22 protein-coding genes and 1 pseudogene are annotated in these 24,912 nt (G+C 48.7%); 4 read left to right on the plus strand and 19 right to left on the minus strand.

The window, feature by feature from the left end:
* Positions 1–120: 120 nt before the first annotated feature.
* Positions 121–1,458 (minus strand): H2O-forming NADH oxidase, encoded by a 1,338-nt coding sequence (gene nox, locus LK536_RS32855; protein ID WP_025482286.1) that lies wholly within the window; start codon positions 1,456–1,458, stop codon positions 121–123.
* Between the two features lie 182 nt (positions 1,459–1,640).
* On the opposite strand from nox, the gene ychF reads away from it, so the two are divergent.
* Positions 1,641–2,738: a redox-regulated ATPase YchF gene (gene ychF, locus LK536_RS32860; RefSeq protein WP_025482287.1), complete on the plus strand. Its 1,098-nt coding sequence runs from the start codon at positions 1,641–1,643 to the stop codon at positions 2,736–2,738.
* A 141-nt stretch (positions 2,739–2,879) separates the two neighbouring features.
* On the opposite strand, the gene LK536_RS32865 is transcribed toward ychF, so the two are convergent.
* A complete protein-coding gene (locus LK536_RS32865; protein WP_227795063.1) occupies positions 2,880–3,728 on the minus strand; it encodes a hypothetical protein in 849 nt (282 codons plus the stop codon).
* 32 nt (positions 3,729–3,760) lie between these two features.
* Positions 3,761–4,063, minus strand: a complete 303-nt coding sequence (locus LK536_RS32870) for a hypothetical protein (protein ID WP_120058770.1) — start codon at positions 4,061–4,063, stop codon at positions 3,761–3,763.
* Between the two features lie 435 nt (positions 4,064–4,498).
* On the opposite strand from LK536_RS32870, the pseudogene LK536_RS32875 reads away from it, so the two are divergent.
* Both LK536_RS32875 and LK536_RS32880 read left to right on the plus strand, forming a co-directional pair.
* A pseudogene (locus LK536_RS32875) lies at positions 4,499–4,852 on the plus strand (alanine:cation symporter family protein); the annotation flags it as partial.
* Between the two features lie 245 nt (positions 4,853–5,097).
* Positions 5,098–6,531, plus strand: coding sequence for an alanine/glycine:cation symporter family protein (locus tag LK536_RS32880; protein ID WP_120058771.1), 1,434 nt, complete (start codon positions 5,098–5,100; stop codon positions 6,529–6,531).
* 90 nt (positions 6,532–6,621) lie between these two features.
* On the opposite strand, the gene LK536_RS32885 is transcribed toward LK536_RS32880, so the two are convergent.
* From LK536_RS32885 to LK536_RS32950, 14 genes are all read right to left on the minus strand, one after another.
* The gene (locus tag LK536_RS32885) at positions 6,622–7,515 is read right to left on the minus strand and encodes an NAD-dependent epimerase/dehydratase family protein (protein ID WP_025482291.1); all 894 of its coding nucleotides are present in this window, start codon (positions 7,513–7,515) and stop codon (positions 6,622–6,624) included.
* Between the two features lie 16 nt (positions 7,516–7,531).
* Entirely contained in the window at positions 7,532–8,278 is a 747-nt protein-coding gene (locus LK536_RS32890) for an SDR family NAD(P)-dependent oxidoreductase (RefSeq protein ID WP_025482292.1), read from the minus strand.
* Between the two features lie 9 nt (positions 8,279–8,287).
* A complete protein-coding gene (locus LK536_RS32895) occupies positions 8,288–9,202 on the minus strand; it encodes an ABC transporter permease (protein ID WP_227795064.1) in 915 nt (304 codons plus the stop codon).
* On the minus strand, positions 9,192–10,298 hold the full coding sequence (locus tag LK536_RS32900) for an ABC transporter permease (protein WP_227795065.1): 1,107 nt from the start codon (positions 10,296–10,298) through the stop codon (positions 9,192–9,194). Before LK536_RS32900 ends, LK536_RS32895 begins: the two co-directional genes overlap by 11 nt.
* 15 nt (positions 10,299–10,313) lie before the next feature.
* Positions 10,314–11,834 carry an ABC transporter ATP-binding protein gene (locus LK536_RS32905; RefSeq protein WP_227795066.1) on the minus strand — a complete coding sequence of 507 codons (1,521 nt, stop codon included), beginning with the start codon at positions 11,832–11,834 and terminating at the stop codon, positions 10,314–10,316.
* A gap of 77 nt (positions 11,835–11,911) precedes the next feature.
* Entirely contained in the window at positions 11,912–12,994 is a 1,083-nt protein-coding gene (locus tag LK536_RS32910; RefSeq protein WP_227795067.1) for a BMP family ABC transporter substrate-binding protein, read from the minus strand.
* A 24-nt stretch (positions 12,995–13,018) separates the two neighbouring features.
* Complete coding sequence (gene allB, locus LK536_RS32915) at positions 13,019–14,386, minus strand: allantoinase AllB (protein WP_025482297.1); 1,368 nt, start codon at positions 14,384–14,386, stop codon at positions 13,019–13,021.
* Between the two features lie 11 nt (positions 14,387–14,397).
* Positions 14,398–15,624, minus strand: coding sequence for a M20 family metallopeptidase (locus LK536_RS32920; protein WP_025482299.1), 1,227 nt, complete (start codon positions 15,622–15,624; stop codon positions 14,398–14,400).
* A gap of 19 nt (positions 15,625–15,643) precedes the next feature.
* The gene (locus tag LK536_RS32925) at positions 15,644–16,030 is read right to left on the minus strand and encodes a RidA family protein (RefSeq protein WP_025482300.1); all 387 of its coding nucleotides are present in this window, start codon (positions 16,028–16,030) and stop codon (positions 15,644–15,646) included.
* 214 nt (positions 16,031–16,244) lie between these two features.
* Complete coding sequence (locus tag LK536_RS32930) at positions 16,245–16,907, minus strand: helix-turn-helix transcriptional regulator (RefSeq protein WP_025482302.1); 663 nt, start codon at positions 16,905–16,907, stop codon at positions 16,245–16,247.
* Positions 16,908–17,469: 562 nt separating this feature from the next.
* Complete coding sequence (locus LK536_RS32935) at positions 17,470–17,613, minus strand: OadG-related small transporter subunit (RefSeq protein WP_227795068.1); 144 nt, start codon at positions 17,611–17,613, stop codon at positions 17,470–17,472.
* Positions 17,614–17,637: 24 nt separating this feature from the next.
* Positions 17,638–18,786, minus strand: coding sequence for a sodium ion-translocating decarboxylase subunit beta (locus LK536_RS32940; protein ID WP_227795069.1), 1,149 nt, complete (start codon positions 18,784–18,786; stop codon positions 17,638–17,640).
* Positions 18,787–18,812: 26 nt separating this feature from the next.
* Positions 18,813–20,159: a hemolysin family protein gene (locus LK536_RS32945; RefSeq protein ID WP_227795070.1), complete on the minus strand. Its 1,347-nt coding sequence runs from the start codon at positions 20,157–20,159 to the stop codon at positions 18,813–18,815.
* 39 nt (positions 20,160–20,198) lie between these two features.
* Positions 20,199–20,495, minus strand: a complete 297-nt coding sequence (locus tag LK536_RS32950) for a DUF6783 domain-containing protein (RefSeq protein ID WP_329602194.1) — start codon at positions 20,493–20,495, stop codon at positions 20,199–20,201.
* Between LK536_RS32950 and LK536_RS32955 the strand changes: the two genes are divergently transcribed.
* Complete coding sequence (locus LK536_RS32955; RefSeq protein ID WP_329602195.1) at positions 20,379–20,723, plus strand: DUF6783 domain-containing protein; 345 nt, start codon at positions 20,379–20,381, stop codon at positions 20,721–20,723. The two genes, LK536_RS32950 and LK536_RS32955, sit on opposite strands and share 117 nt — an antisense overlap.
* A gap of 567 nt (positions 20,724–21,290) precedes the next feature.
* Here LK536_RS32955 and LK536_RS32960 read toward each other — a convergent pair.
* Both LK536_RS32960 and LK536_RS32965 read right to left on the minus strand, forming a co-directional pair.
* Positions 21,291–23,069, minus strand: a complete 1,779-nt coding sequence (locus tag LK536_RS32960) for an ABC transporter ATP-binding protein (RefSeq protein WP_227795071.1) — start codon at positions 23,067–23,069, stop codon at positions 21,291–21,293.
* Complete coding sequence (locus LK536_RS32965; RefSeq protein WP_227795072.1) at positions 23,059–24,864, minus strand: ABC transporter ATP-binding protein; 1,806 nt, start codon at positions 24,862–24,864, stop codon at positions 23,059–23,061. Before LK536_RS32965 ends, LK536_RS32960 begins: the two co-directional genes overlap by 11 nt.
* Between the last annotated feature and the right edge of the window lie 48 nt (positions 24,865–24,912).

The following is a 24,912-nucleotide window of genomic DNA, read 5'->3' on the forward strand; positions in this document are numbered from 1 at the left end:
CTTGGGACACCTGATGCTATACTTTCCCATTTTACCCCGAAGTAACCTAAAATGCAAGAAGGGATTTCCCTGCCTCTCATCCGCGTTCCATCTACCCTTCATCAACCTTTCATCTGCCTTTTATCTGGCTGCCAGGGCTGCCATGGTGATATAATTATAGGGTTTATTAAAATGAGGCAGGAAAAACAGGTCGAAGAGCTTCAGTTTATCAATGTCCACCTGCTCTTCTATGGCCATGGAGAACAGGTGGATGCCCATGGAAATATCATAGTCTGAACACATCTGTGCCCCCAGTATGATCCTGGTATCTTTGTCATAGACAATGCGTATCTTCACACGGTTGTTCCCATCCTCCATGAACTCCGCCTTCTGCCAGTCCTCGTAATCCGTCACGGCAGCCGCATATCCCATCCGTCCTGCCCTGGCCAGGCTGATTCCCGTGCTGAGCATGTGAAGCCCCCATATGCTGATGCCGTTGGATCCCTGCACGCCCGGGGATTCCAGCAGCCGGCCGCAGGCATTGTGGGCCGCAATGATACCCGAGCGGACCGCATTGGTTGCCAGCGCAATATAGTCCGTGGCCTGGATGGCATTATTGTAGACCGTGGCGCAGTCACCGATGGCATAGACTCCGGGAATACTGGTTTCCTGCTTCCGGTCCACCAAAAAGGCATGATTCTTATAAAGCCTGAGCTGTCCCTGCCCCAGCACTGTATTTGGTTTAAATCCAATGCCGAAAACCACCATGTCAGCCTCATGGCTTCCCTTGTCCGTGATGACGTTCTGGACCTTCCCGCCGCCTTCCAGTCCCGTTACTGTTTCCCCGAATGCCAGCTTTACGCCGTGGCTCTCAAGGTTCTTTGCCATGATATCGGAAAACTCCCTGTCATAGTATCCGGATAAACAGGTATCCGCACAGTCAATCAGCACCACCTCACGCCCATTCCGCCTGAAAGCCTCGGCCAGTTCCACCCCGATGTATCCTGCCCCCACAACGGCAATCCTGCGGATGGATCCATCCTTTAACTTCTCAATCACGTCCTGGGCATTCTGGAACAGCTTTACGAACTGGACATTTTCCAGGTCCATGCCTTTTATCTCCGGGCGGATGGGTATGGATCCTGTGGCCAGTATCAGCTTATCATAGGACTGTTCAAAGTCCTTTCCGGCGCTGTCCCGCGCATGCACGATCTTCCTGTCATAGTCAATGTGGGTAATCCTGGTCTCCATGTGGATGGCCGCGCCCTTTTCCTCGAATATTTCCTTGCTGGAATAGAACAGGCCGTCCGGGCCTTGGATCTGTTTCCCAATCCAAAGGGCCATGCCGCACCCCAGGAAACTGATATTTGAGTTCATGTCAAATGCAATGACGCGGTTGCCCGGAAACTGGTCCAGTATTGTATTGATGGCGGCTGTTCCCGCGTGGTTGGCTCCGATTACTACGATTGTCTCTCCCATCTTGTATCTCCTTAAACTGTTTTGGATTGCTTCATGTCCTTCATGTGCCTGTGCTTATATTCTTCCCGCCAAACCTGATTTTATTGACATTTGGCAGTTAAACATTTTCTGCTTTCATTCCCCCATGTTTTATGATATGATAATAAGGCTGTAATTACTTATTATAATAGGAAGGTAATCATATGAAATTAGGTATCGTAGGACTTCCCAATGTCGGAAAAAGTACTCTTTTTAATTCATTGACCAAGGCAGGCGCGGAATCAGCCAACTATCCGTTCTGTACCATTGACCCCAATGTAGGCGTGGTGCCTGTTCCTGACGTGCGTCTGGACAGGCTCACTGAAATGTATAACTCTGAAAAAACCACTCCCGCCGTCATCGAATTCGTGGACATTGCAGGACTTGTAAAGGGGGCATCCAAAGGCGAGGGCCTGGGCAACCAGTTCCTGTCCAATATCCGCGAGGTGGACGCCATCGTCCATGTGGTCCGCTGCTTCGACGACCCCAATGTCATCCACGTGGACGGCTGTATCGACCCCTTAAGGGATATTGAAACCATTAACCTGGAGCTGATTTTCTCTGATATCGAGATTCTGGAACGCCGCATTGCAAAGCAGTCCAAGGGCGCTTTCAACAATAAGGATCTGGCCAAGGAAGTGGAACTGTTAAAGGCCATGAAGGCCCACCTGGAAGAAGGCAGGCTGGCCCGCAGCTACGAGACAGAGGATGAGGATGAGCGCGAATTCATCGGAACATTGAACCTGCTCACCTGGAAGCCCGTCATATTCGCTGCCAATGTTGCGGAAGGCGACCTGGCAAATGACGGCGCTGACAACAGCTACGTACAGTCCGTACGCGGTTTTGCCGCTGAAAACGGATGTGAGGTATTTGTCATCTGTGCTGAGATTGAGCAGGAAATCGCAGAGCTGGATGAGGATGAGAAGAAAATGTTCTTAGACGACCTTGGCCTTACCGAATCCGGACTGGAGAAGCTGATTGCCGCCAGCTACCGTATCCTGGGCCTTATGAGCTACCTGACGGCCGGTCCTCAGGAAAGCCGCGCATGGACCATCAAGGTGGGCACCAAGGCGCCCCAGGCAGCAGGCAAGATCCACAGCGACTTTGAGCGCGGCTTCATCCGCGCCGAGGTGGTGAACTACGACGACCTGATGAACTGCGGCAGCATGGGCGCTGCCAAGGAAAAAGGCCTGGTCCGCTCAGAAGGCAAGGAATATGTGATGAGGGACGGGGATGTGGTTCTCTTCCGTTTTAATGTATAAGACCAATATCAAAGCCGGTCCCCTGAAAACGGGTAACCGTCAGGGCATGTCTTAAAATGCCCTGGCTGGATTCCCTTCAGGGGACCGGCTTTTGATTTGTACGGTACCATTATGATACGCTGTCACCATAATCCGCAGCCCTCATGACCCATCCAGGTCAATGGGGCCGAAAAATGCCTGGTGCAGGTCCACCTCAAAATCTTCACCTGTATAAATCTCTCCTTTAAGGATCTGGTAACCGATGACGGCATCAGGCCCATCCCCATCCAGAAACGTGATGCCGACGCTGCCGTTTAAGCAGCCGCCGGTATACCGGACCATGGCATCCGTCATTTTATTAAGCTGCGCCTCAAGGAAATCCACTTTCTCCTGCCGTTCTGCCGCGGACAGGTCCCCGTAGCGGACATAGCCGTACATGGAAAGGGTTACCGGATACTCATCAAATACGGTTTCATACCGCATTTCATCCAGTCTGGCATGTTCCAGTATATCCGTTTCATATTGAAGCCGTTCCTCAAACATTATACTTGTCTCCGGACGTTTCCGGTCGGAAAACAGCGAATAAAAGCTGCAGTACATTGAAACACTGTCCTCATCCACATATGGTACGATATATGGCTGAAGGAAATTCTCATCATAGTAGGCTTCTACCCTGGCCTTAAGGTGGCTGCGGACAGCCCCTGTGATATTCTCCGCATAATTGCTGAACACAAAAGCGGCCGGACATCCGTAGGCATCCGTGTAATCCAGTTCCCACCTGGTATATCTGTATGGCTTGTTCCAATCCGGTTTATCCGTATCCTTATTCCAGAAATACCCTGTGATGGTTTCCCCGGGAAAAATCCGGCTGTCCTCCCCGAAAACCGCTGTCAGCTGCCGCCCATAACGGAGCGCCAGGTCTTCCTCATAGATTTTTGTTTCCGGCGGCTGGAGGAAGGACAGGCAGGAAATCATGACGAATGCCGTTAATGCTGCTTTTTTCAGTCTCATGATTTCCCTCCTTCATTACAAGCGCTTTTCCATCACCAGGTAAGCCATCCATATGTCTTATAGTCATGAGGGACAACCCTGTAATATGCCTCGTTATACAGTTCCCGTTTCAGTTTTATGCGCAGGCTTCTTCTGGTCTGCCTTCTTACTTCCTTGCACTCATGTTTATAAAACCATTTGGTGCCGCGGCGGTGGCGGTAGTCTTCCAGGGCCTTTTCCCTGGGGTCACGGCAGTTCCTGGCAGTCTTGTACATCCGCTTCATATTGCGCCTGTACAGCTCCCGTTCCCATTCGCTGACCTGTCCGTTAAACTCCTTTTGTAAACTTCTGTCCATTCTTATCCCTGGTATGGGCTTTAGATTTACCCTTTCGGGTACTTACTCCATACCTAGAACAGACACATTCTGTAAAAAAGCATCATGCTTATCACTCCCCATTCTTTTCCGGATTCATACACTGCCTTTATTATATAATGCCCTGCCGCATTATGCCAATTGATTTTTTCGGTCAGTTTACTACTTGTTTTGGTCAGTTTCTTACTTTTTTATCTTTTCCCTCCCCTCCCGTTCTACGATTTTCCATTTCCCTGCAAGGTAGCCATGTATCCGTGTTTTCGTATCCTTCCGTAACTTTTTCTGTTTACCTTATATTTTTTCAAAATATTTTCTGTTTTACCCTTCTATTTTGGCCTGAAAACATATTTTCTTGCTTTTTCCATTTTACTGTGCTAAATTATTAATATTATTGACTCAGAAAACGGGGGATTTGATATGGAACTGTTTAGCACCATTGTGGAAACCATCAATAACTATCTTTGGGGGATTCCCATGATTGCACTTCTTTTTGGAACACATCTTTTTCTCACGATCCGTACGGGATTCATCCAGAGGAAAACATTGACCGGCATCCGGCTCTCTGTCACAAAAGATCCCGACTCCAGCGGCGACATCAGCCAGTTTGCAGCCTTAACAACCGCCCTTGCCTCCACCATAGGAACCGGCAACATCATTGGCGTGGGGACCGCCATTGCCCTTGGCGGTCCAGGCGCCGTACTGTGGTGCTGGCTCACCGGCGTGTTCGGGATTGCCACCAAGTACGGTGAATCCCTCATAGCCGTCAAGTTTTGGTCAGTTTCTTACTTTTTTATCTTTTCCCTCCCCTCCCGTTCTACGATTTTCCATTTCCCTGCAAGGTAGCCATGTATCCGTGTTTTCGTATCCTTCCGTAACTTTTTCTGTTTACCTTATATTTTTTCAAAATATTTTCTGTTTTACCCTTCTATTTTGGCCTGAAAACATATTTTCTTGCTTTTTCCATTTTACTGTGCTAAATTATTAATATTATTGACTCAGAAAACGGGGGATTTGATATGGAACTGTTTAGCACCATTGTGGAAACCATCAATAACTATCTTTGGGGGATTCCCATGATTGCACTTCTTTTTGGAACACATCTTTTTCTCACGATCCGTACGGGATTCATCCAGAGGAAAACATTGACCGGCATCCGGCTCTCTGTCACAAAAGATCCCGACTCCAGCGGCGACATCAGCCAGTTTGCAGCCTTAACAACCGCCCTTGCCTCCACCATAGGAACCGGCAACATCATTGGCGTGGGGACCGCCATTGCCCTTGGCGGTCCAGGCGCCGTACTGTGGTGCTGGCTCACCGGCGTGTTCGGGATTGCCACCAAGTACGGTGAATCCCTCATAGCCGTCAAGTACCGCGTGCGCACCAAGGACGGCACCATGCTGGGAGGCGCCATGTATGCCCTGGAGCGCGGACTGGGCATGAAGTGGCTGGGCATCATCTTTGCAGTGCTGGGCACCCTTACATCCTTTGGAATCGGATGCGGCGTCCAGGTCAACGCCATTTCCAGTATTGTGAACAGCAATGTGAAACCGCTTATGACATCCGGCGGCCTTAAGGCCCTGCTGGATACATATCCATGGATCATCAGCCTTGCAGTGGGCCTTATCACAAGCGGGGTTACCTGCCTGGTTATCTTCGGCGGGGTGAAATCCATTGCAAGGGTGTGCGAAAAGCTGGTGCCTTTCATGGCGTTTTTCTATGTTGTGGGATGTATTTTCATCCTCTTCATCAACCGGGCATTCCTGGGTGAGACATTTTCCATCATATTCCGCAGCGCCTTTACGGAAATGCGCTCCATCGCAGGCGGTCTGGTGGGCTCGGGTATCATGATGTCGGCCCGGTACGGAATTGCCCGCGGGCTTTTTTCCAATGAATCCGGTATGGGTTCCGCCCCCATCGTGGCCGCCGCTGCCCAGACCCGCAATCCGGTGCGCCAGGCCCTTGTATCTGCAACCGGAACCTTCTGGGATACCGTCGTGGTCTGTCTCATGACCGGCCTTGTCCTGGTCAGCAGCATCATTGGCTATGATTCCATCAGCGTCACCAACCTGTCCGGCGGAGAACTGACCAATGCGGCATTTTCCCTGATTCCTTATATCGGGCAGCCCATCCTCATCGTGGGTATCATCACATTTGCATATTCCACCATCCTGGGCTGGTCCTATTACGGCGAACGGTGCCTGGAGTACCTGATGGGCAAGAAAGGGCTGATTCCTTACCGCGTGGCCTGGGCCGTGGTGCTGGTGGCTGCCCCTGTAATCCAGCTGGAGCTTGTATGGAGTATTGCGGATACGCTTAATGCACTGATGGCGATTCCTAACCTGATTGCCGTGCTGCTGCTGTCCGGCGTGATTGTGAAGGATACGAAGTATTATCTGGCGCATCTGGATGAGAAGGATGAGACTCCGATTCCTTTGGTGGAGGATAAATAAGGATTTAAAAAGGTTGGATGTTTGGCCGCACTGCCAAAATCCAACCCTTTCTTTTTGTTCGGTCATATCACATTCTTGTCATCCGTCAGTTTATATATTCTTCTCCATCCATAAAGCATATCTTTCTATCCCTTCCTCAATTGATATGCCAGGTTTCCAACCCGTATCCTCTTCTATACGCCGGATTGACATTGCTCCCAAATCATCATAACCAAGGCCGCCGGCCCCCACTTCAATCCGGGACCGGGGATACAGTGCCTTTACTTTATCAATCACCCGGCTATAAGGTACCAGCTGTCCTCCGCCTATATTATAGGCATCATAGTGTAATGTTCGGCTGCTGACAATCCGGGCGATTGCCTCCACACAGTCATCAATATAAATGTAATCCATCTTCTGGTCAGCGCCTTTATCCAGCAGCATTTCCTCTCCCTTTACAGCATGGCGCAAAGCCTGTTCAACCGGACATGACATACTCCTTCCAGGACCGTATACAAAGGCTACCCTTAGTGAAGCTGACTGCACCCCATAGTTCCTCACAATCTCCTCACAAGCCACTTTGGAAGCGCCATAAGGACTTTCCCCATGAAGCTTCTGTTCTTCATACACCACAGGGGCATCCGTGTTTCCATATACAGCACCGGAACTAATGTAGATAAAACGGCTGACATCAAAGAGTTTTGCTGCCTCTAATACATTTAAGGTTCCTGTCACATTTACACGGTAAACCTTATAAGGATTGTCCCTATACAGCATGGGATGGGAAATAGCCGCATTATGTATGACCTGTTCTATCCTGTATTTTTTCATGATTTGATACAAGAGGCCATATTCACCCAGGTCACCTGTCTCATATATACACTGTTCCGATACGCCGCGCGGTATGGTGCGGTTAAAACATATCACATCATTCCCCTGTTCTGCCAGATAGGATGCGAGTCTGGTGCCAACCAGCCCGCTTCCCCCTACCAATAAAATCCTCATGATTTCAACCTCCTGATTATCCTGCAGTATTGCCTCCGTCAACCACTAATGTCGTACCCGTCGTGAATGCCGCCTCATCACTGATTAAATAAAGAGCACCATAAGCGGATTCCTCTGATGTCCCAAAACGCCCTAAAGGATATGTACTGAGCATGCGTTGCTCCAATTCCTCCGGATTCGGGCTGTTTGCAATATCCTGCCTGAGCATCGGAGTTTCTGTCGCACCTGGACAAAGGACATTTACCCGTATATTATATTTTCCCAGTTCCATTGCCGCACTCTTTCCCATAATTACAATACCGCCTTTAGCCGCATTATATGCAATGGAGCCAGTGGCACCCAGGATTCCACGCTGCGATGCCGTAAGCACGATGGAACCGCCCTGTTCCATCATATTCAGCGCTGCTTTTTGCAGACAAAGAAACGTCCCCTTAAGATGAACATTCATGATTTTCTCAAAATGCTCCTCTGTGCAGGAAAAAAGGTCAGAGGAAGAAACAATTCCGGCAGTGTGAAACAGGCCATCTATCTTACCCATAAAGTCCACCGCTTCCTCGAACAGTCGGTTCACCTGTCCCGAATCGCAGATATCAGCGGGAACAAAATGGCTTCCAGATAACTGTGATGCCAGCGCTTCCCCCTTATCCACATCTATATCTGACAGGACCAGCCTTGCCCCCTCTTCATGGAACAACTCTGCTGCCGCCCTGCCAATCCCTCCTGTTGCCCCTGTTATTATGATACATTTCCCATCTAAACGCATATCCTTCCCTTATCCTTTCATCTGTCTAATCCGCATTTTTAAAGCCTTCATCTGCTCCGGCTGCAGCAACAGCACAACAATTACCATGAGATATGGCAATGTCAGGATTAAGTGCGAAGATATCGCTGTCAGCTGTGCCTGGTTAGATAGACCTTCCGCCACGCCAAACAGCAAGGCAGCTACAAACATGGCAATGGGCCTTCCGCCAGAAAGCATGATGGCAGCCAAAGCAATAAATCCCCTGCCTGATGTCATATTCTCAGAAAACATGCTTAGATATCCCAGGGATATCTGTGCGCCTGCAAGCCCGCTCATAATGCCTGAAATCATGATAGTACTCCACCTTATGGTTGTAACAGACACACCAACAGATGAGGCTGCTGTGGGATTTTCACCGCAGGCCCTTATATTCATACCATATTTTGTCCTGTAAAAAATGATATATGTCAATATAATAAATATCCAGGAAAAGTAGGTACACAGGGTATGGTTGGTGAACAGCTGCTGCAGGATGGGGATATCCTTCAGGATAGGGATACTGTACTTTGGTAATCCTACGATGCGGTCATCCACCAGTGTTCCTGTAACATTAAACATGGACCGTAAAAGGAATGTGGTAAGGCCAAGACACAGGGAATTAATAGCGAATCCTGTAATGGTTCCTTCTCCGCCCAGCCTAAGATGCAGGAAACCAAATAAAAGATTAATTAAAAGCGAACCTAATATAGCACATAACAACCCCACCAGGGCACTGCCTGTATAATAGCTGCCTGCCACTCCAGCAAATGCAGCCATCAACATGGCCCCTTCCAACGTTATATTCGGAGTCCCTGCCAGCTGGCAATACAATCCGCCGGAAGCACAAAGAACAATAGGGGTTGTAACTCGTGCAACTACCGCTAAAAGTGTAGCATTAATAAACATTTTTTACCTCCTTTGTTCCTTTCCCCTTATTTCGCAATACGCGGTTTCCCGGCCATCTAAACGAAATCCTGTCCAGTAACCCCAGCGTCCTGACAGAAACAAAACAGATAATGATACCCTTAATCACATCAGCCAAAGCCCTGGATACATCTGTAGTTCTTTCAATGGATAATGCCCCTGCTTTCAGCGTCCCAAAGAATACGGAAGATAATGTTACCCCAAGAGGAGTGCTATTACCAAGCAAGGCGGCCAGCATCCCGTCAAATCCGAAATTCGGAGAAAAGCTTGCCATCAGACGTTCCTGAACCCCCATGATTTCAACAGCTCCGCCTAATCCGGCAATACATCCGCTAATCAGCATGACACCTATCCTTACCCGGTCCACCTGGATTCCCCCATATCTTGCAAATTGTGGATTTACGCCAGATATATGGAACTCATATCCCAGTTTACTCTTATTGAACAGTATGTAAAAAAGGACAATCATGAACGCTCCGATTATAAGTCCGGTATTGACTGAGTAAGGCGGCATGATAGACGTCAGCTTTGCACTCGCCTCAATCTCATTGGTGGCAATGGTCGAAACCATGCTGTCTGTTGCAAGGAAATACTCCTGAATGATAAAATTGTTTAAATTTATTATCATATAATTCAACATCAGGGTTGTAACTACCTCACTGGCATTCAGATAGACCCTCATCAATGCAGGTATCATGGCATAAAACATACCAGCCGTCATGGCAGCCAAAAAACAAAGGGCAACATGTGCCAGATGCGGAAGGCCCTTGCAGGAAACCCCCACAATGGTTCCAGCCAGTGCCCCTATATACAGCTGGCCCTCAACTCCCATGTTAAACATACCGCCTCTAAACGCAATAGCGGATGCAACAGAAGTAAACAACAGGGGCGTGATCCATCTTAAAGTGGATGCAATCGCAAATTTACTCCCCAAAGCTCCTTTAAATAGTTTATAATACACCTCCGCAGGATTATATCCGCTGCTCAGCACAATCAAACCGCCTACCAGAAAAGAGATTATGATGGCTGATATGATTGTCTTTATATTAACCGATCTTAATTTAAACTCCAAGCTCAAATCATTATCCTCCTATCATCTTTCATCTTTTATTCCAGCCATCCACAGACCCAGTTTTTCTTCCGTTGCATGGATCTGGTCCACTTCACCTATTATCTGTCCCCTGTACATAACAAGAATCCGGTCACTAAGGCTGATTATCTCTGATAGTTCATTGGAAAACAGCAAAACCCCGCTTCCCGCATCCCTCTGAGCCACAATCTGTTTATGGATGAATTCCGTGGCTCCTATGTCAACTCCCCTAGTGGGCTGTGCCGCAACCAGTAAATGAGGCTTGGTATACATTTCCCTTGCAATAATCAGTTTCTGGAGATTACCTCCTGACAGTGAGCTGGCATTATCCTGAATCTTATTGTATCTCACATCATACTCAGCCAACCCCTCTATACAAGCCTTGTCAAATTCCTTATAGTTCAGGAATATCCCTTTATGGAACCGTCTCAGTGTGTGCAGATACAGAAGATAGTTATCCCTTATGCTTGCATATCTGGCAGCCCCCACCTCCTGCCTGTCCTCTGGGATATGCCCCACATGAAGGTCCCTGCACTGTCTGGATGTGTTCTTTCCACCCAGGATATTGCCGCCTATGCTGATTTTGCCACTGCGTATTTTCCGCAACCCTGTGATTGCTTCTATCAGTTCGGTCTGGCCGTTCCCCTGAACCCCGGCTATGCCTACTATTTCCCCCTGCCGCACACAAAAGGAGACATCATTCACAGCAGGAATGCCCTGGTCATTACTACAGGATATATGATTCACATCTAATACGATTTCCTTTGGCTCAGATATGTCTTTTTCAACGTTCATCAACACTTCACGCCCCACCATCATCCGGGCGATTTCATGTTCCGTGGTTTCCTTTGTATCTATGGTCCCCACTGTTTTGCCCAGCCGCATAACAGTTATCCTATCTGTAATGGCTGTGACTTCCGAAAGCTTATGTGTGATTAAAATAATGGATTTTCCCTGATTTCTTAATTCATCCAGGGTAATAAACAGCTGATTGATTTCCTGTGGCGTCAATACTGCCGTGGGCTCATCCATAATCAATATATTTGCTCCCAGATATAATGCTTTTAAAATCTCTACCCTCTGCTGCAGGCCTACCGGCAATTCTTTGACTAAAGCGGACGGATTTACTATCAGATTGTACTTCTTGCTGATTTCTTCTACGATTTCAATGCTTTTCTTTTTATCAATCAAACCATTTTTTGCGTGAGGAGGTTTTCCCATTACTATGTTTTCTGCCACTGTCATTGACGGGACAAGGCTAAAGTGCTGCTGTACCATCCCAATCCCCAGGGCAATCGAGTCCTTGGGACTGTGGATAATTACCCGTTTCCCATCAATATATATCTCCCCGGCAGTAGGCTGATGCAGACCGTAAAGAGTGTTCATAAGCGTGGTCTTTCCTGCCCCGTTCTCACCACAAATGCCATGGATTTCAGCCCACTTCAACTGGAGGTTCACTTTATCATTGGCAGTGAAATTACCAAACTTTTTGGTAATATCCTGCATTTCAACTGCTAATGCCACTTTTTTGCTCCCCTTTCACCATAGTGTCATTTTTGCGGCAATGCTGTTTTTCATTGCCGCAAAACGTCATCCAGGTTCTATTTATCTTTTTCAGCAACAGGGTCTACTGTTATTTCTCCTGATACCACCTTTTCTTTGGCATCCTCAACTGCTTTCAGCACATCTTCTGGCAAATCATACTGCTCTTTGGTAGGAAGCGCCAGATACACATTATCATTTTCCAATCCATACCAGAACACGCCAACTTCAAATTTATCTTCTGCAATTTCCTTCATGGCATTGTATATCCATTGGTCATATGCAATTGCCATTGAACCGATGACCTGTCCGGGAAGCACATCATTCTGGTTAACATCAACACCGATGCACAGTCCTCCTGTTTCCTTTGCAGCGTCAAACATCCCGAGACCGGATTTAGCCGCCGCAGCATATACAATATCACATCCCTGGTTATACAGCATTAATGCCAGATCCTTCCCCTTTGTGGGATCTTCAAAGGAACCTACATACACAGGATCCACAACGATATCAGGATTCACGGATTTGGCTCCCTGCTCATAACCTGCCAGGAAACGGTTAATCTCAGCGTTATCCTGTCCGCCTATAAAACCGATATGGTTTGTCTTGGTAATCATACCCGCTTCTACTCCTGCCAGATAAGAGCCTTCATGTTCCTGTCCTAACAGACACTTTAAATTATCCAGTTCTACCTCACCTAAGGTCAGTACAAAATCCACATCCGGATAATCCGGCGCCACCTTTGAAGTTGCATCTACCAGTTCCACATTCAATGCAACAACGATGTCATATCCATCTTCACAAAGTGCCCTTATACTTTCCTCATATTCGCCCTTCTGTACCTCCACTATCTGGGTCTCCATACCATATTCATCTGCCGCCTTCATGAATCCACTGTGGCAAAGGTCCGTAACACCCTGGTCCCCCAATTTCTGAGCGGTTACCAAAGCAGCCTTCATGCTCTTTTTATCCTCTGTTTTCTTCTCAGTTTCTTTTTCCTGGTTGTCTGGTTTTGCTTCCGTACCCGCGGCTGATGCCGGTGCCTGGGTAGCGGCTGTACCTGATTCTCCACATCCGCCCATGGATGCTGCCAGCATTGCCATACACATAACTAACGTGAGCCACTTCTTTGTTTTCTTCATATTCTTTTTCCTCCTTGGAATATATTAAATTTGGCGTGGTATGAACATACCATAGCCTGAATCCACGGTAATTGTGTCATCCTTATAAACAGTGGAACCTCGTACAATGGTCTCGCAAACAGCTGCTTCAGAATGATACCCCTCAAATATCCCGCAATCCAGTAATGTTTTGGAAAATGATTTCATTCCTTCATAAACCCACTTCCTGTTTAAGTCCACAATAGCAAAATCTGCATCCTTTCCCACTTCTATTGCCCCTTTTTGCTGCAGGCCGAAAATCCTGGCTGCATTAATCGATGTCATCCTGGCAATTTGGTGCAAAGGCAGGCCGCGTTTTACATATCCTTCTGTAATCATGATGGTGAGCATAAGTTCAACACCGCCAAATCCCGGCAATGCATCCCAGATATTATCCGCCTCCAGTTTTTCTTCCTTAGAATACGGCCCATGATCTGTTCCAATCACATCAATATTACCGTTCAGTACATGTTCCCATAACCGCTCCAGATTATCCCTCGGCCTGATTGGCGGATTGCATTTTGCAAATGCACCGCACTCATCCATACGGGTATTGTCATATGCAAGATAATGAGGGCATGTTTCTGTATATACATGCTGCCCCTGCCTTCTGGCCTCCAGGGTTGCATCCACTCCCTCCGCAGCGCTCATATGGCAAATCAGCAAATCCGTTCCATATACCTTGGAAAACAGAACGGCCCTCTGAATGGCTTCCACCTCTGAAAAAGCTGGACGGCCTTCATGATACCTGGATGGCTGCCGGACCCCTTCTTCCTTTTTCCATTGACAGAAATTACTCACAATATCTGCATTTTCAGCATGTACTGCAATCATACCTCCAAATTTGGAAACCTTTTCCATTGCACGGCATAATTCATGGTCCGGCAAATGGGGATAATCCGGATTGGCATAGGAGATAAATACCTTAAATGCACAGCAGCCCAGTTCATCCATCTCTTCCAGACGGTCTATGGATGCAGGTATGCAGCCTCCCCATAGTCCAAAATCAATGACAGAATTTTCTTTTGCAACATTGTATTTCAGTTCAAATGATGTCTTATCCACCACAGGCGGAATACTAAGGGGCATTTCGAGGGTGGTTGTCACGCCTCCCCTTGCACAGCACCTTGTAGCGTGATGAAAATCCTCCCTGTAATTCTGGGGACCTGGTTCCCAATAATGGGCATGGGTATCAATCAGTCCCGGAAATACCGTAAGGCCCTCAATTTTCTTTATCTCTTTTGCCTCAACCACAAACCCAGGTGCCAGGATTGCCGCAATTTTTCCATCTTTAACAGCTATATTGGCTTTCCTGACCCCATTTTCAAAAACAACATCCCCGCCAGCCAATAACAAATCATAACATAACCCCACGTTTCTCCCTCCTACTCTGCCACACCGCATACGTCAATTGCCGTCAATGCATAAATCAGGGCCGCCTTAGCCAGCTCACCTGTTTCTACCCATTCCACATCCGAATGTGCACAGCCAATGTCCCCCGGTCCATACATAATGGATGGGATACCCGCCAATGTGCATAGCAATCCGGAATCTCCCCAATACGTTTCTCCCTTTATAGGATATTCCTTTTTTAGCACTGACTTACTGTTGCTTTGAATGGATTTAACCAGTATATTATCTGGTGATATCTCCATTGCAGGCCTGTACATGTCAATAAATTCAACAGTTGCACGGATACCTTCACGTCCTGAGGCAACTTCCTCGGCTAATTTTCTAAATTCCTCCTCAATTCCCTTGATTGTCTGCGTGGGTATCCATCTGACATCGATATGTACCTTACACAAATCCGGTATAATACCTGCAAATGTAGGGCTTTCACCCAAAAGATAAGGCATATTGGCTTTTGCAGCTCCCTGGACTAATCCGACATTAATCGTGGGCGGGCTGCAGAAAGGATGCTTTTTAGAAGACCACTCCGGAATCATTTCATTTTCCACCCTGCGTATGAACTCTGCCGCTGCGTAATTGGCATTGGCGCCGTTCCAGGGAACGCTGGAATGAACGGATCGTCCATAGAAGGTAACGGTAAAATAATCGCACCCCTTGTGGGCCACCACCGGTTGCAGGGATGTGGGTTCTCCTACAATAGCCAGGTCTGTCAAAGGTCCGTTTCTTACTATATAGCGTGTCCCCTCACTTCCAGCCGCATCTTCATCAATTACTCCTGCATACACCAGGTCCCCCTTCAGCTTCACATCTGCATCTTTAAGAAGTTTCATGGCGTATGCCATTGTGGCCACACCGCTCTTCATATCAGCAGTACCACGCCCATACATTTTTCCATCCTTAATTACAGCTCCAAACGGATCCTCCATCCCAAAAGGCGGCACAGTATCGATATGTCCGTTAAACATCAGGCTCTTTCCTTCTCCTGTCCCATGTAATACTGCCACCACATTGGGACGCCCGGGATAGACTTCCTGTTGATATGCGTCAATCCCCGCTTTCATAAAATAATCCAACAGATAATCTGATATCGGCTTCTCCCTTTTTTCCTGTGCCCAGTGACTGGGTATCTGCACGATATTCCTTACCAGATTAATCGCTTCTTCATCCTTGACAAGAGCTTTCACCCGTTCCTTCGCATCCATTTTCCCACCCCTTTTCTCGTTATCGGCAAATAGCAACCGCTTCTATCTCAATTACCATATCCCCATTAAATTTCCCAACCTGCATTGTACTCCTTGCAGGCGGATCATTAGGAAAATACTGTTTATACACCTCATTAAATTTTGCAAACTCATCAATATCCTTAACAAAAACAAGTGTCTTCACTACATGCTCCAAATCCGATCCCGCTTCTTCTAAAATTATTTTCAGGTTTTTAATAATTTGTTCCGTCTGCCCTGCAATGTCTCCTGGCGCAATCATTTCCTGGGTAACCGGGTCATTGGCGGTAATACCTGCCGTATATATCAAGTCACCCACCTTATAAGCCTGTGAGTACCATCCCCCTGGTTTTGCCGCTTTGTCGGTTTTGATTACAACCTTCTCCATCGTACATCCTCCTCCTGTTTTTTTATATTCCAAAATCCTCACGGAATTTTGGGTACAAAAAATACACCTTCTTCAATTCCCTGAAAAAGAATCCGGTTCCGGTGTATTTTATTGTGCTGCTTGTGTCGTCCTGCGCAGATGACAGATTCTGTATGTCTGGGATTCTGTATCCTGATCATCCACACCAGGTGGCACTGGTTAACAAGCTGCCCGTTTATTCAGTTTTTGTTCCTGCTTCTTCCTTTTTTATCATATCCAGATATGCGTACATGGTATATTTGGATATTCCCAGAAATGACTGTATGCGCTCTCCTGATTTGGTTATGAGGAATGCTCCCTTATCGTTCAGATATTTCAGGAACTGGAGCTTTTCTTCCCTGTTCATGACGCCTGCGGGTTTGCCCACCAGCTTCTGGCCTTCCTGAAGAAGATATTCCAATAACTGATTCACTTCCGTTACAAACACTTCCTGTTTGTCTGTTGCATTGATATCATAGTGGTTCATTTCCTTCAGATAGCTTTCCAGCTTAACGCTTTCTGTAATATCCGTATTCACACAGAGACATCCGATTAGACCGCCTTCCTCATCCTTGATGTACAGGGACGAGGACCTCAATATCCTGTTATCCCTCAGCTGTGTGATGTAATTAAACCGGTTGCCATCCTTTACCGTTCCCTGAAGGACCTCAAGTCCCAGATTGCTTCCCGTGCCTCCTATCTCACGCCCTGTTATATGACCGTTCCGGATGTCCACGATTGTGTTGGCATAATCCTTCTTCAGGTCATGCAGGACCACTTCTGTATGTGGACCCAGCTGCTGTTCCAGCATGTCCATCAACTGTGTTAAAAACTTTTTTTCATCTTTCAACTCTTTCATATCCCTGTTTCCTTTTCTGATTGTATAATAGCACACTTTTTGTCTGCCGTAAAGACTTTTTGTAAGATTATTGTGTTTTTGTACTTTATATACCATTTTAGTTGTGATATTTTATGTATATTTCACATATTTTATCTTGTTTTTAAGCTAGTTCAAAACTTTTTGTCTTGTTTTCTCCTTCCTTTCCGTTTGATGCATCCAGTCATGGGGATATATCCTTCCATATCTTACAAAAAGTCAGCTTCCCCCCTATTGTACCTAATATTACCAGCCGTATCAACCCCCTCCCATCATTCCGCAAAAATACCTTCAGAAAAAAGGCACCGGATAACCTGCAAGGTAATCCAATGCCTCATTCCAATGTCTTATTACAATGCCTTATTGCAATGCCTTATTACAATGCCTTATTACAATGCCTTACTGCAATGCCTTACTGCAATGCCTTATTGCAATGCCTTACTGCAATGCCTTGCTGCAATGCCTCATTCCAATAATCCGGCCCCCCAGAAGTCTTATATGAGCAATCATGAAACACACCCTGGCGCCGCCCGGTACCTATCGGCTATTCCTCTTCCTTATCCTTCATTTTACCTGTAATCTTACCCAGCACCATGACCGCCGCCATGATAACCACAATTGCCACAAAGATTCCACCCATGCCCTTTGCCATGATTTCCAGAGCTATCTCCACATTTGCCATATTCATCGATTCCATCCTCCTTTGATACCTTTACAGATACTGGGTTACAATGCTGATTACAAGGCCGCCTGCGATAACCGATGCCACCTGGCCTGAAACATTGGTCCCCGCTGCCTGCATCAGGATGATGTTGCCTGGTTCCTCCTTCGCGGCCATCTTCTGCACAACCCTGGATGACATGGGAAATGCAGAAATGCCGCAGCCGCCAATCATGGGATTCACCGGTTTCCTGCCCGCCATTTTCAGGAACACGTTCACAAGTTTTGCAAAAAGCACGCCGCCGATAGTGTCAAACACAAATGCCAGCAATCCCAGAGCCATGATCATAAGGGTGGCAGGATTTACAAACTGCTCCGCCCTCATGCTGAAGGAGATGGTGATGCCAAGAAGCAGGGTTATCAGGTTCGCCAGTTCATTCTGTGCGGACTGGCTTAGGGTATTCAACACACAGCACTCCCGCAGCAGGTTGCCGAACATGAGGAAACCGACCAGAGCCACGGACTGGGGTGAAATCAGTCCCACAATCATGGTGACTGCAATTGGAAATGAAATCCGCAGGGCCTTATTCACACTCTTCGGATTATAATCCATATGGATGCACCGTTCCTTGTGGGTGGTGACAAGGCGGATGGCAAATGGCTGGATGATGGGAACCAGCGCCATATAAGAATACGCCGCCACTGCAATAGGCCCCATGTAATTTGATTTAAGCACCTGGGATACCAGGATGGAGGTAGGTCCGTCTGCTGCCCCGATGATTCCTATAGACGCCGCGTCCTTCAGGTCAAATCCCAGCATACAGGCCACAAGGATGGCCACGAATATACCAAACTGGGCAGCCGCCCCAAACAGGAACAGCACTGGCTGGCTTAAAAGCGGTCCAAAATCAATCATGGCCCCAATTCCGATAAACAGGAGGATTGGCATTGCCTCCGATGCCTCTATCCCGGTCTTAAACAGCCACTCAATGATACCGGCCGCAGGCACTTTTCCCTGCACCATCTGGTCTATCACACCGGAATAGGGCAGATTAACAAGAATTGCACCAAACCCCAATGGAAGCAGCAGGGACGGCTCATACTCCTTTTTCACTGCCAGCCAGATAAGACCGATTCCTATGGCATACATAAATATCTGCTGCCATGTAACTGCCATGACTCCGTCCAACAAAAAGCCCATGTTCTTTTCCTCCTTGCCGTATACGGCTATATTTCCTCAGCCGCTTCCTCTTTTTTTGTCTCCTTTAAGGTCATTTTCACATAGCTGATGACCCTTTCGTCCATGCCTTCCACCTCATAGTCCGCCTCAGCTGTCACAACCGTGATGGGAAGTTCCGTCTGGCCAGGTATGTAGCCCAGCTGTTCCATAAGATAACCGGATAAGGTATCGCAGGAACTATCCATATGCAGGTGCATCTCTTCCTTTAAATCAAACAGGGAAATGCTGCCGGATACCCGGTAAACCCGGTGTGGCTCCAGTTCCAGGATTTCAGGCTCCACCTCTTCATATTCCTCATGGATGTCACCCACAATCTCCTCAATCAGGTCCTCCAGTGTCACCATACCGGCCACGCCGCCGTATTCGTCAATGAGGATGGCAAGCTTTGTTTTATTCTTCTGCATTTCCCTAAACAGGGCGTCCGTCCTTCTGTTTTCCGGCACAAAGTAGGGGGCCATGAGAAGGGATTGGATATCCAGGCCCTCAAAGGACTTTTTCCTTGCCTCGATGGTCAGGGCCTTGATGGACAATACACCGATGATATTGTCAATATCCCCTTCATATACAGGGATTTTTGAATGCATGGACTGGAGGATCCCATCAATATAATCCTCCAGAGGCTCATTAATGTCAATGGCCACAATATCCTGTCTGGGGACCATGACTTCCTTTGCCCGCTTATCATCAAAGGAGAATATGGATGTAATCATCTCCTTCTCAATATCATTGAACACACCTGTCTCACTGCCGGTTTCCAGCATGGACTTGATTTCCTCTTCCGACACATCTGTCTCAAGGTTCTCATTATGCATGCCAATCAGCTTTAAGAAGCCACTGGTGGACAGTGACAGCAGTTTTATGAACGGGTTCATGATGCGGGAGATATAGTATATGGGACGTACACAGAAAAGGCTGAATCCCTGCGCCTTCTGAAGGGCAATACGCTTTGGCACCAGTTCACCGAACACCAGGTTAAAATATGCCAGTATCAGCGTGACCACCACGCCTGCCAGTGTCTGGCTGTATGGCATATTCCACTCTGCCATCTTCACCGCCAATACCTGGGCGATGCCGGTTGCCGCAGATGCACTGGAGAAAAATCCTGCCAGCGTGATGGCTACCTGGATGGTGGACAGAAAGACAGTGGAGTCTTCCATAAGCCGCTCTATGAGCGCCGCGTTTTTGTTGCCCTGCTCTGCAAGACGGCGGATCCTGTTCTTGTTGACAGACACAACTGCCATCTCTGAGCCTGCAAAGAATGCATTGATAAGTGTTAAGATAATTAAGATTGTGATTTGGAATATAATATTGGCCGCTTCCGGGTCAGATTCCATAGTGTTTTGTTCCTCCGTTTTTTATTAGTTTGATTGGTTCTAATGGGTATTATACATAAAAAATGGGGAATTGTCAGCTAAAGATTGTATTAAGATGAGGGGATTTATGGGTGGGGTGGGTGGGGGATTCCGTCCGTGAGTGGAATGGGGATGGGAGGGATGGACGCGGGCTGCGGGGCTAGCAGCTCTAGGGCGTGTTTGAAAATTGCTTTCCGTCAGCTGTGCGTCCCACTTTGTGGGAGATTTGGTCCCGATGAGGGAGGCGTAGCGGGCTACGTTGACCGAATTGGGACCAAATCTCCCGCGAAGTGGGGCGTGCAGATGGCGGGAATGAATTTTCAAACACGCCCTGAGCCTTCGGGAACCGGCGCTGGACAAGAGGCCGGCGCCCAAACTCGCGCTCTGGCTTTTCCAATGATTTTGATATCGGGCTCAGACAAAGGACGCCGGCCTCTTAGCACCGCTTCCCGAAGACTAAGACCTGCACGCCCCTGTAGATGCATCCATCCCTCCCATCCCCATTCCACTCACCCACTACGCTTTCCCACTTGCTCCACCTCATGAATCCGGATAGCGGGATAGGGTCGCATGCTGAAGTAATCCCCTCTCCCGTTCATAAATCCTATCTTAAAGATATATCCTATTCTAAATATATATCTTATTCTAAATATATCTTATTCTAAAGATATATCCTATCCTAAATATACATCCTATCTTAAATATGCATCCTATCTTGAATATGCATCCTCTCCTGATTATATCCCGCGCGCTTTTATCTACTCCTCCGTGTTTTGTGTATGCAGCGTTTGGAATGCACAGCCCGCGAAGCGGGCCAGGGCCGGGCGGACGAGGGCGGGTTGGAGGCATAGTGGAGGAGGTCGCAGCTTCTTAGGGCCTGGCGGATTAAAAGACGGGGGTGGATTCTTGCATCAAAGCAAGAATCCAAGGTGCTCTGAACGTAGAAAGTCCTTCAGGATTTCTACGTGAATAGCACCGGTCCCCCGTCTTTTAATCCGTCAGGGCCTTAGAAGCTGCCCCTCCGGAACTTGGCCTCCAACCCGCCTCCGGCCGCCCGGCCCTGGACCGCTTTGGGGGCGTAGCCTTCACACACCCCCACATACATACCCAAAATCACCCCCGCGCAAACTGACTGTTGTAGATTTCCGCATAGAATCCCCCCCGCTCCAAAAGCTCCTCATGCCGTCCTTTTTCTACAATGTGTCCGTCACGCATGACCAGGATTACATCGGCTTCCCGGATGGTGGACAGGCGGTGGGCAACGATGAAGCTGGTGCGGCCTTCCATCATCCTGGCGAATGCTTTCTGTACACGGATTTCCGTCCTTGTATCAATGGAGGAGGTGGCTTCGTCCAGTATTAACATGGGCGGCAGGCACAGCATGACCCTGGCTATGCAGAGCAGCTGCTTCTGGCCCTGGGACAGGTTTCCTCCGTCCTCACTGATGACCGTGTCATATCCTTCGGGCATCCGCATGATGAATCCATGGGCATGGGCTTCCTTGGCTGCGCGGATGATTTCTTCTTCCGGCGCATTTGGACGGCCGTAGGCAATGTTCTCACGGATGGTCCCTGTTTTGAGCCATGTTTCCTGCAGGACCATTCCGTAGTTGGTTCTCAGGCTTTTTCTGGTTATGTCGCGTATGTCCATGCCTTCCACCTTGATGGAACCGCTGTCCACATCGTAAAAACGCATGAGAAGGTTGATGATGGTGGTTTTCCCGCAGCCGGTCGGACCCACGATTGCCACCCTCTGACCGGGTTTTACATCCAGGTCGAAGTTTTCAATAAGCTTGCGGTCCGGTGTGTAGGAGAAATCCACATTGGTAAGTTGTACTTTACCGTCCACGTGGGCAAGCTCTGCGGCATCCGGTTTATCGTCCAGGATGGCTTTTTCATCAATCAGCTCGAATACACGGGCAGCGGAGGCCAGGGCGTTCTGCAGCTCTGTCACCACGCCGGAGATTTCGTTGAAGGGTTTGGTATACTGGTTGGCATAGCTTAGGAAACTGGTCAGCTGGCCCACGGTCATGAAGCCGCGGATGACGGCGTACGCGCCGGTAATGCCCACTGCCGCGTACACCATGCTGTTGACAAACCTGGTGCTTGGATTGGTGATGGACGAGAAGAATGTGGCCCTCAGGCTGTAACCTGCCAGACGGTTATTGATTTCCTCAAACTGTTTCTGGGTTTCCTCCTGGTATCCAAATGCCTGCACCACCTTCATATTGCCCAGCATCTCATCGGTCAGCGCTGTCAGCTCCCCTCTTGTCTCGGACTGGTGGCGGAACATGATGAATGTTTTTTTAGCGATGAAGCTGGCAACGAAAAGGGAGACAGGGGTCAGCACCACTACCACAAGTGTGATGGCGGGATGGATGGACAGCATGAAAAGCAGGGTTCCCGCAATGGTCAGGACACCGGTAAACAGCTGGGTAAAGCCCATGAGCAGTCCTTCTGAGAACTGGTCAATGTCCGCTATGATCCGGCTGATGATGTCGCCGGACGGGTGGGCGTCAATATAGCTTAAGGGCAGTGTCTCCAGATGGTTGAATGCCCTGGTGCGGATATCCTTTACCACCCGGTAGGTGATGGTGTTGTTGATGTGGTTCATCAGCCACTGGGAGATTGCTGTCAGTCCCACTGCGCCCAGGATCTTCCACAGTATCCGGGTCAGTCCGGCAAAGTCCACATTTCCCTGTCCCACAATATGGTCCACCGCACGGCCCGTAAGTATGGGGACGTACAATGTAAATGCCACCGTGATGAGGGCCAGGATCAGGGACATGATGACCCCCCATCTGTACTGGCCTATATAGTTCAGGATACGTTTCAGGGTTTCCATGCTCTTGTTTTTGTCTGAATCCTTATGTTTATTCTGTTTACTGCTCATCACGTTCCACCTCCTCCCTGGATAACTGTGACAGGCAGATTTCCCTGTACACATCACATGAGTTAAGCAGCTCCCTGTGCGTTCCCATGCCTGCCAGCGTTCCCTCGTCCAGCACAAGAATCAGGTCCGCCTGCTTAATGGTGGTCGCCCTCTGGGATACAATGAACACGGTCATGTCCTCCGTACCTTTACGGATTGCCTTTCTCAGCCTGGCATCCGTGGCAAAATCCAGGGCGGAGGCACTGTCGTCCATAATAAGGATTTCCGGCCTGCGCACCAGGGCCCTTGCAATGGTAAGCCGCTGGCGCTGTCCTCCGGACAGGTTCCGCCCTCCCTGATCAATGTGCAGCATAAGCCCCTGGCCTTTGTCATTCACGAATTCCCTGGCCTGGGCCATGTTAAGGGCATCATATATCTCTTCATCGGACGCGTCTTTCTTGCCCCACCTCATGTTGTCCCGCAAGGTTCCCTTAAAGAGGACCGGGCGCTGGGGAACCACGCCGATTTTGGAGCGCAGACCGTCCAGTGTATAATCCCTTACATCCACGCCGTCCACCAGCACCTGCCCTTTGTCTGCATCGTAAAAACGCGGGATTAGGTTTACCAGCGTGGTCTTGCCGGAACCAGTGCCCCCAATCACACCGATGGTCTGTCCCGGCATGGCCTTAAAGGAAATGCCGCTTAAGGCCGGCGCCTTGGCCCCGCTGTATATAAAATCCATATCCCTGAACTCAACCTTGGGCGCCGGGTCTTTGGCAGTTGGGCTGATGGGTGACAGGGATTCAACGGGACCTTCACTTCCACGGCTTCCCTCTCCGCGGCCTTCACATCTCCCTCCGCCTTCCTTCACGCTGGTCTCTACCTGGAAAATGCTGTCCACCCTGTTCATACAGGCGGTTGCCTTGGATATGAGGATGATCAGGTTCGCCATCTTGATTAATTCCACCAGTATCTGGGACATGTAGTTTACAAGGGCAATCACCTTGCCCTGGGTAAGGATCCCGCTGTCCACCTGCTCTCCTCCCACCCAGATGACGGCCACGATGGCCACATTGATGATTACATAGGTGACGGGATTCAGGAGGGCGGATATCTTGCCCACAAAGACCTGCATCCTGACCAGACGGTCATTTTCCCCTTCAAACTTCTCAGTCTCGCTTTTCTGACGGTTAAAGGCCCGGATGACCCTGACTCCCATCAGGTTCTCCCTGGTGGTCAGAAGCACCTTATCCAGCTGTCTCTGGACCGACCGGTAAAGGGGCATACTGACCAGCATGATGCCGAATACCACCACGCAGAGCACCGGTATGGTCACCACGAATACCATGGCGGAGCGAAGGTCCACTGTAAATGCCATAATCATGGCGCCAAACACCACGAACGGGGAACGCAGCAGCAGGCGCAGCGTCATGTTTATACCGTTCTGCACCTGGTTGATATCACTGGTCATGCGTGTAATCAAGGTGGCCGTGCCCACGGAATCTATCTCCGCATAGGACAGGGTCCCGATGTGCTTATACAGGTCATTCCTGAGGGCGGTCCCCGCGCCCGTTGCCGCCTTGGCCGCAAAGTACTGGGCGGTCAGCGAACAGGCCAGGCCCACAAGGGCCAGCAGCAGAAGCAGGCCGCCCATTTTCATGATATAGCCCCCATCCCGGTTCCTGATTCCCACATCCACCATGCTGGCAACCACAAGGGGTATGAACAGCTCAAAACTGGCCTCCAGCATTTTAAACAGGGGACCAAGGATGCTTTCCTTCCTGTAGTCCTTCATGTAGCTTAACAATCGTTTCATACCGATGCTCCATTCCCGGAACATGGCCGGATATGCTGCTTCATATAA

Source organism: Clostridium pacaense (assembly GCF_020709765.2).
In the GTDB taxonomy this organism is placed as follows: domain Bacteria; phylum Bacillota; class Clostridia; order Lachnospirales; family Lachnospiraceae; genus Enterocloster; species Enterocloster hominis.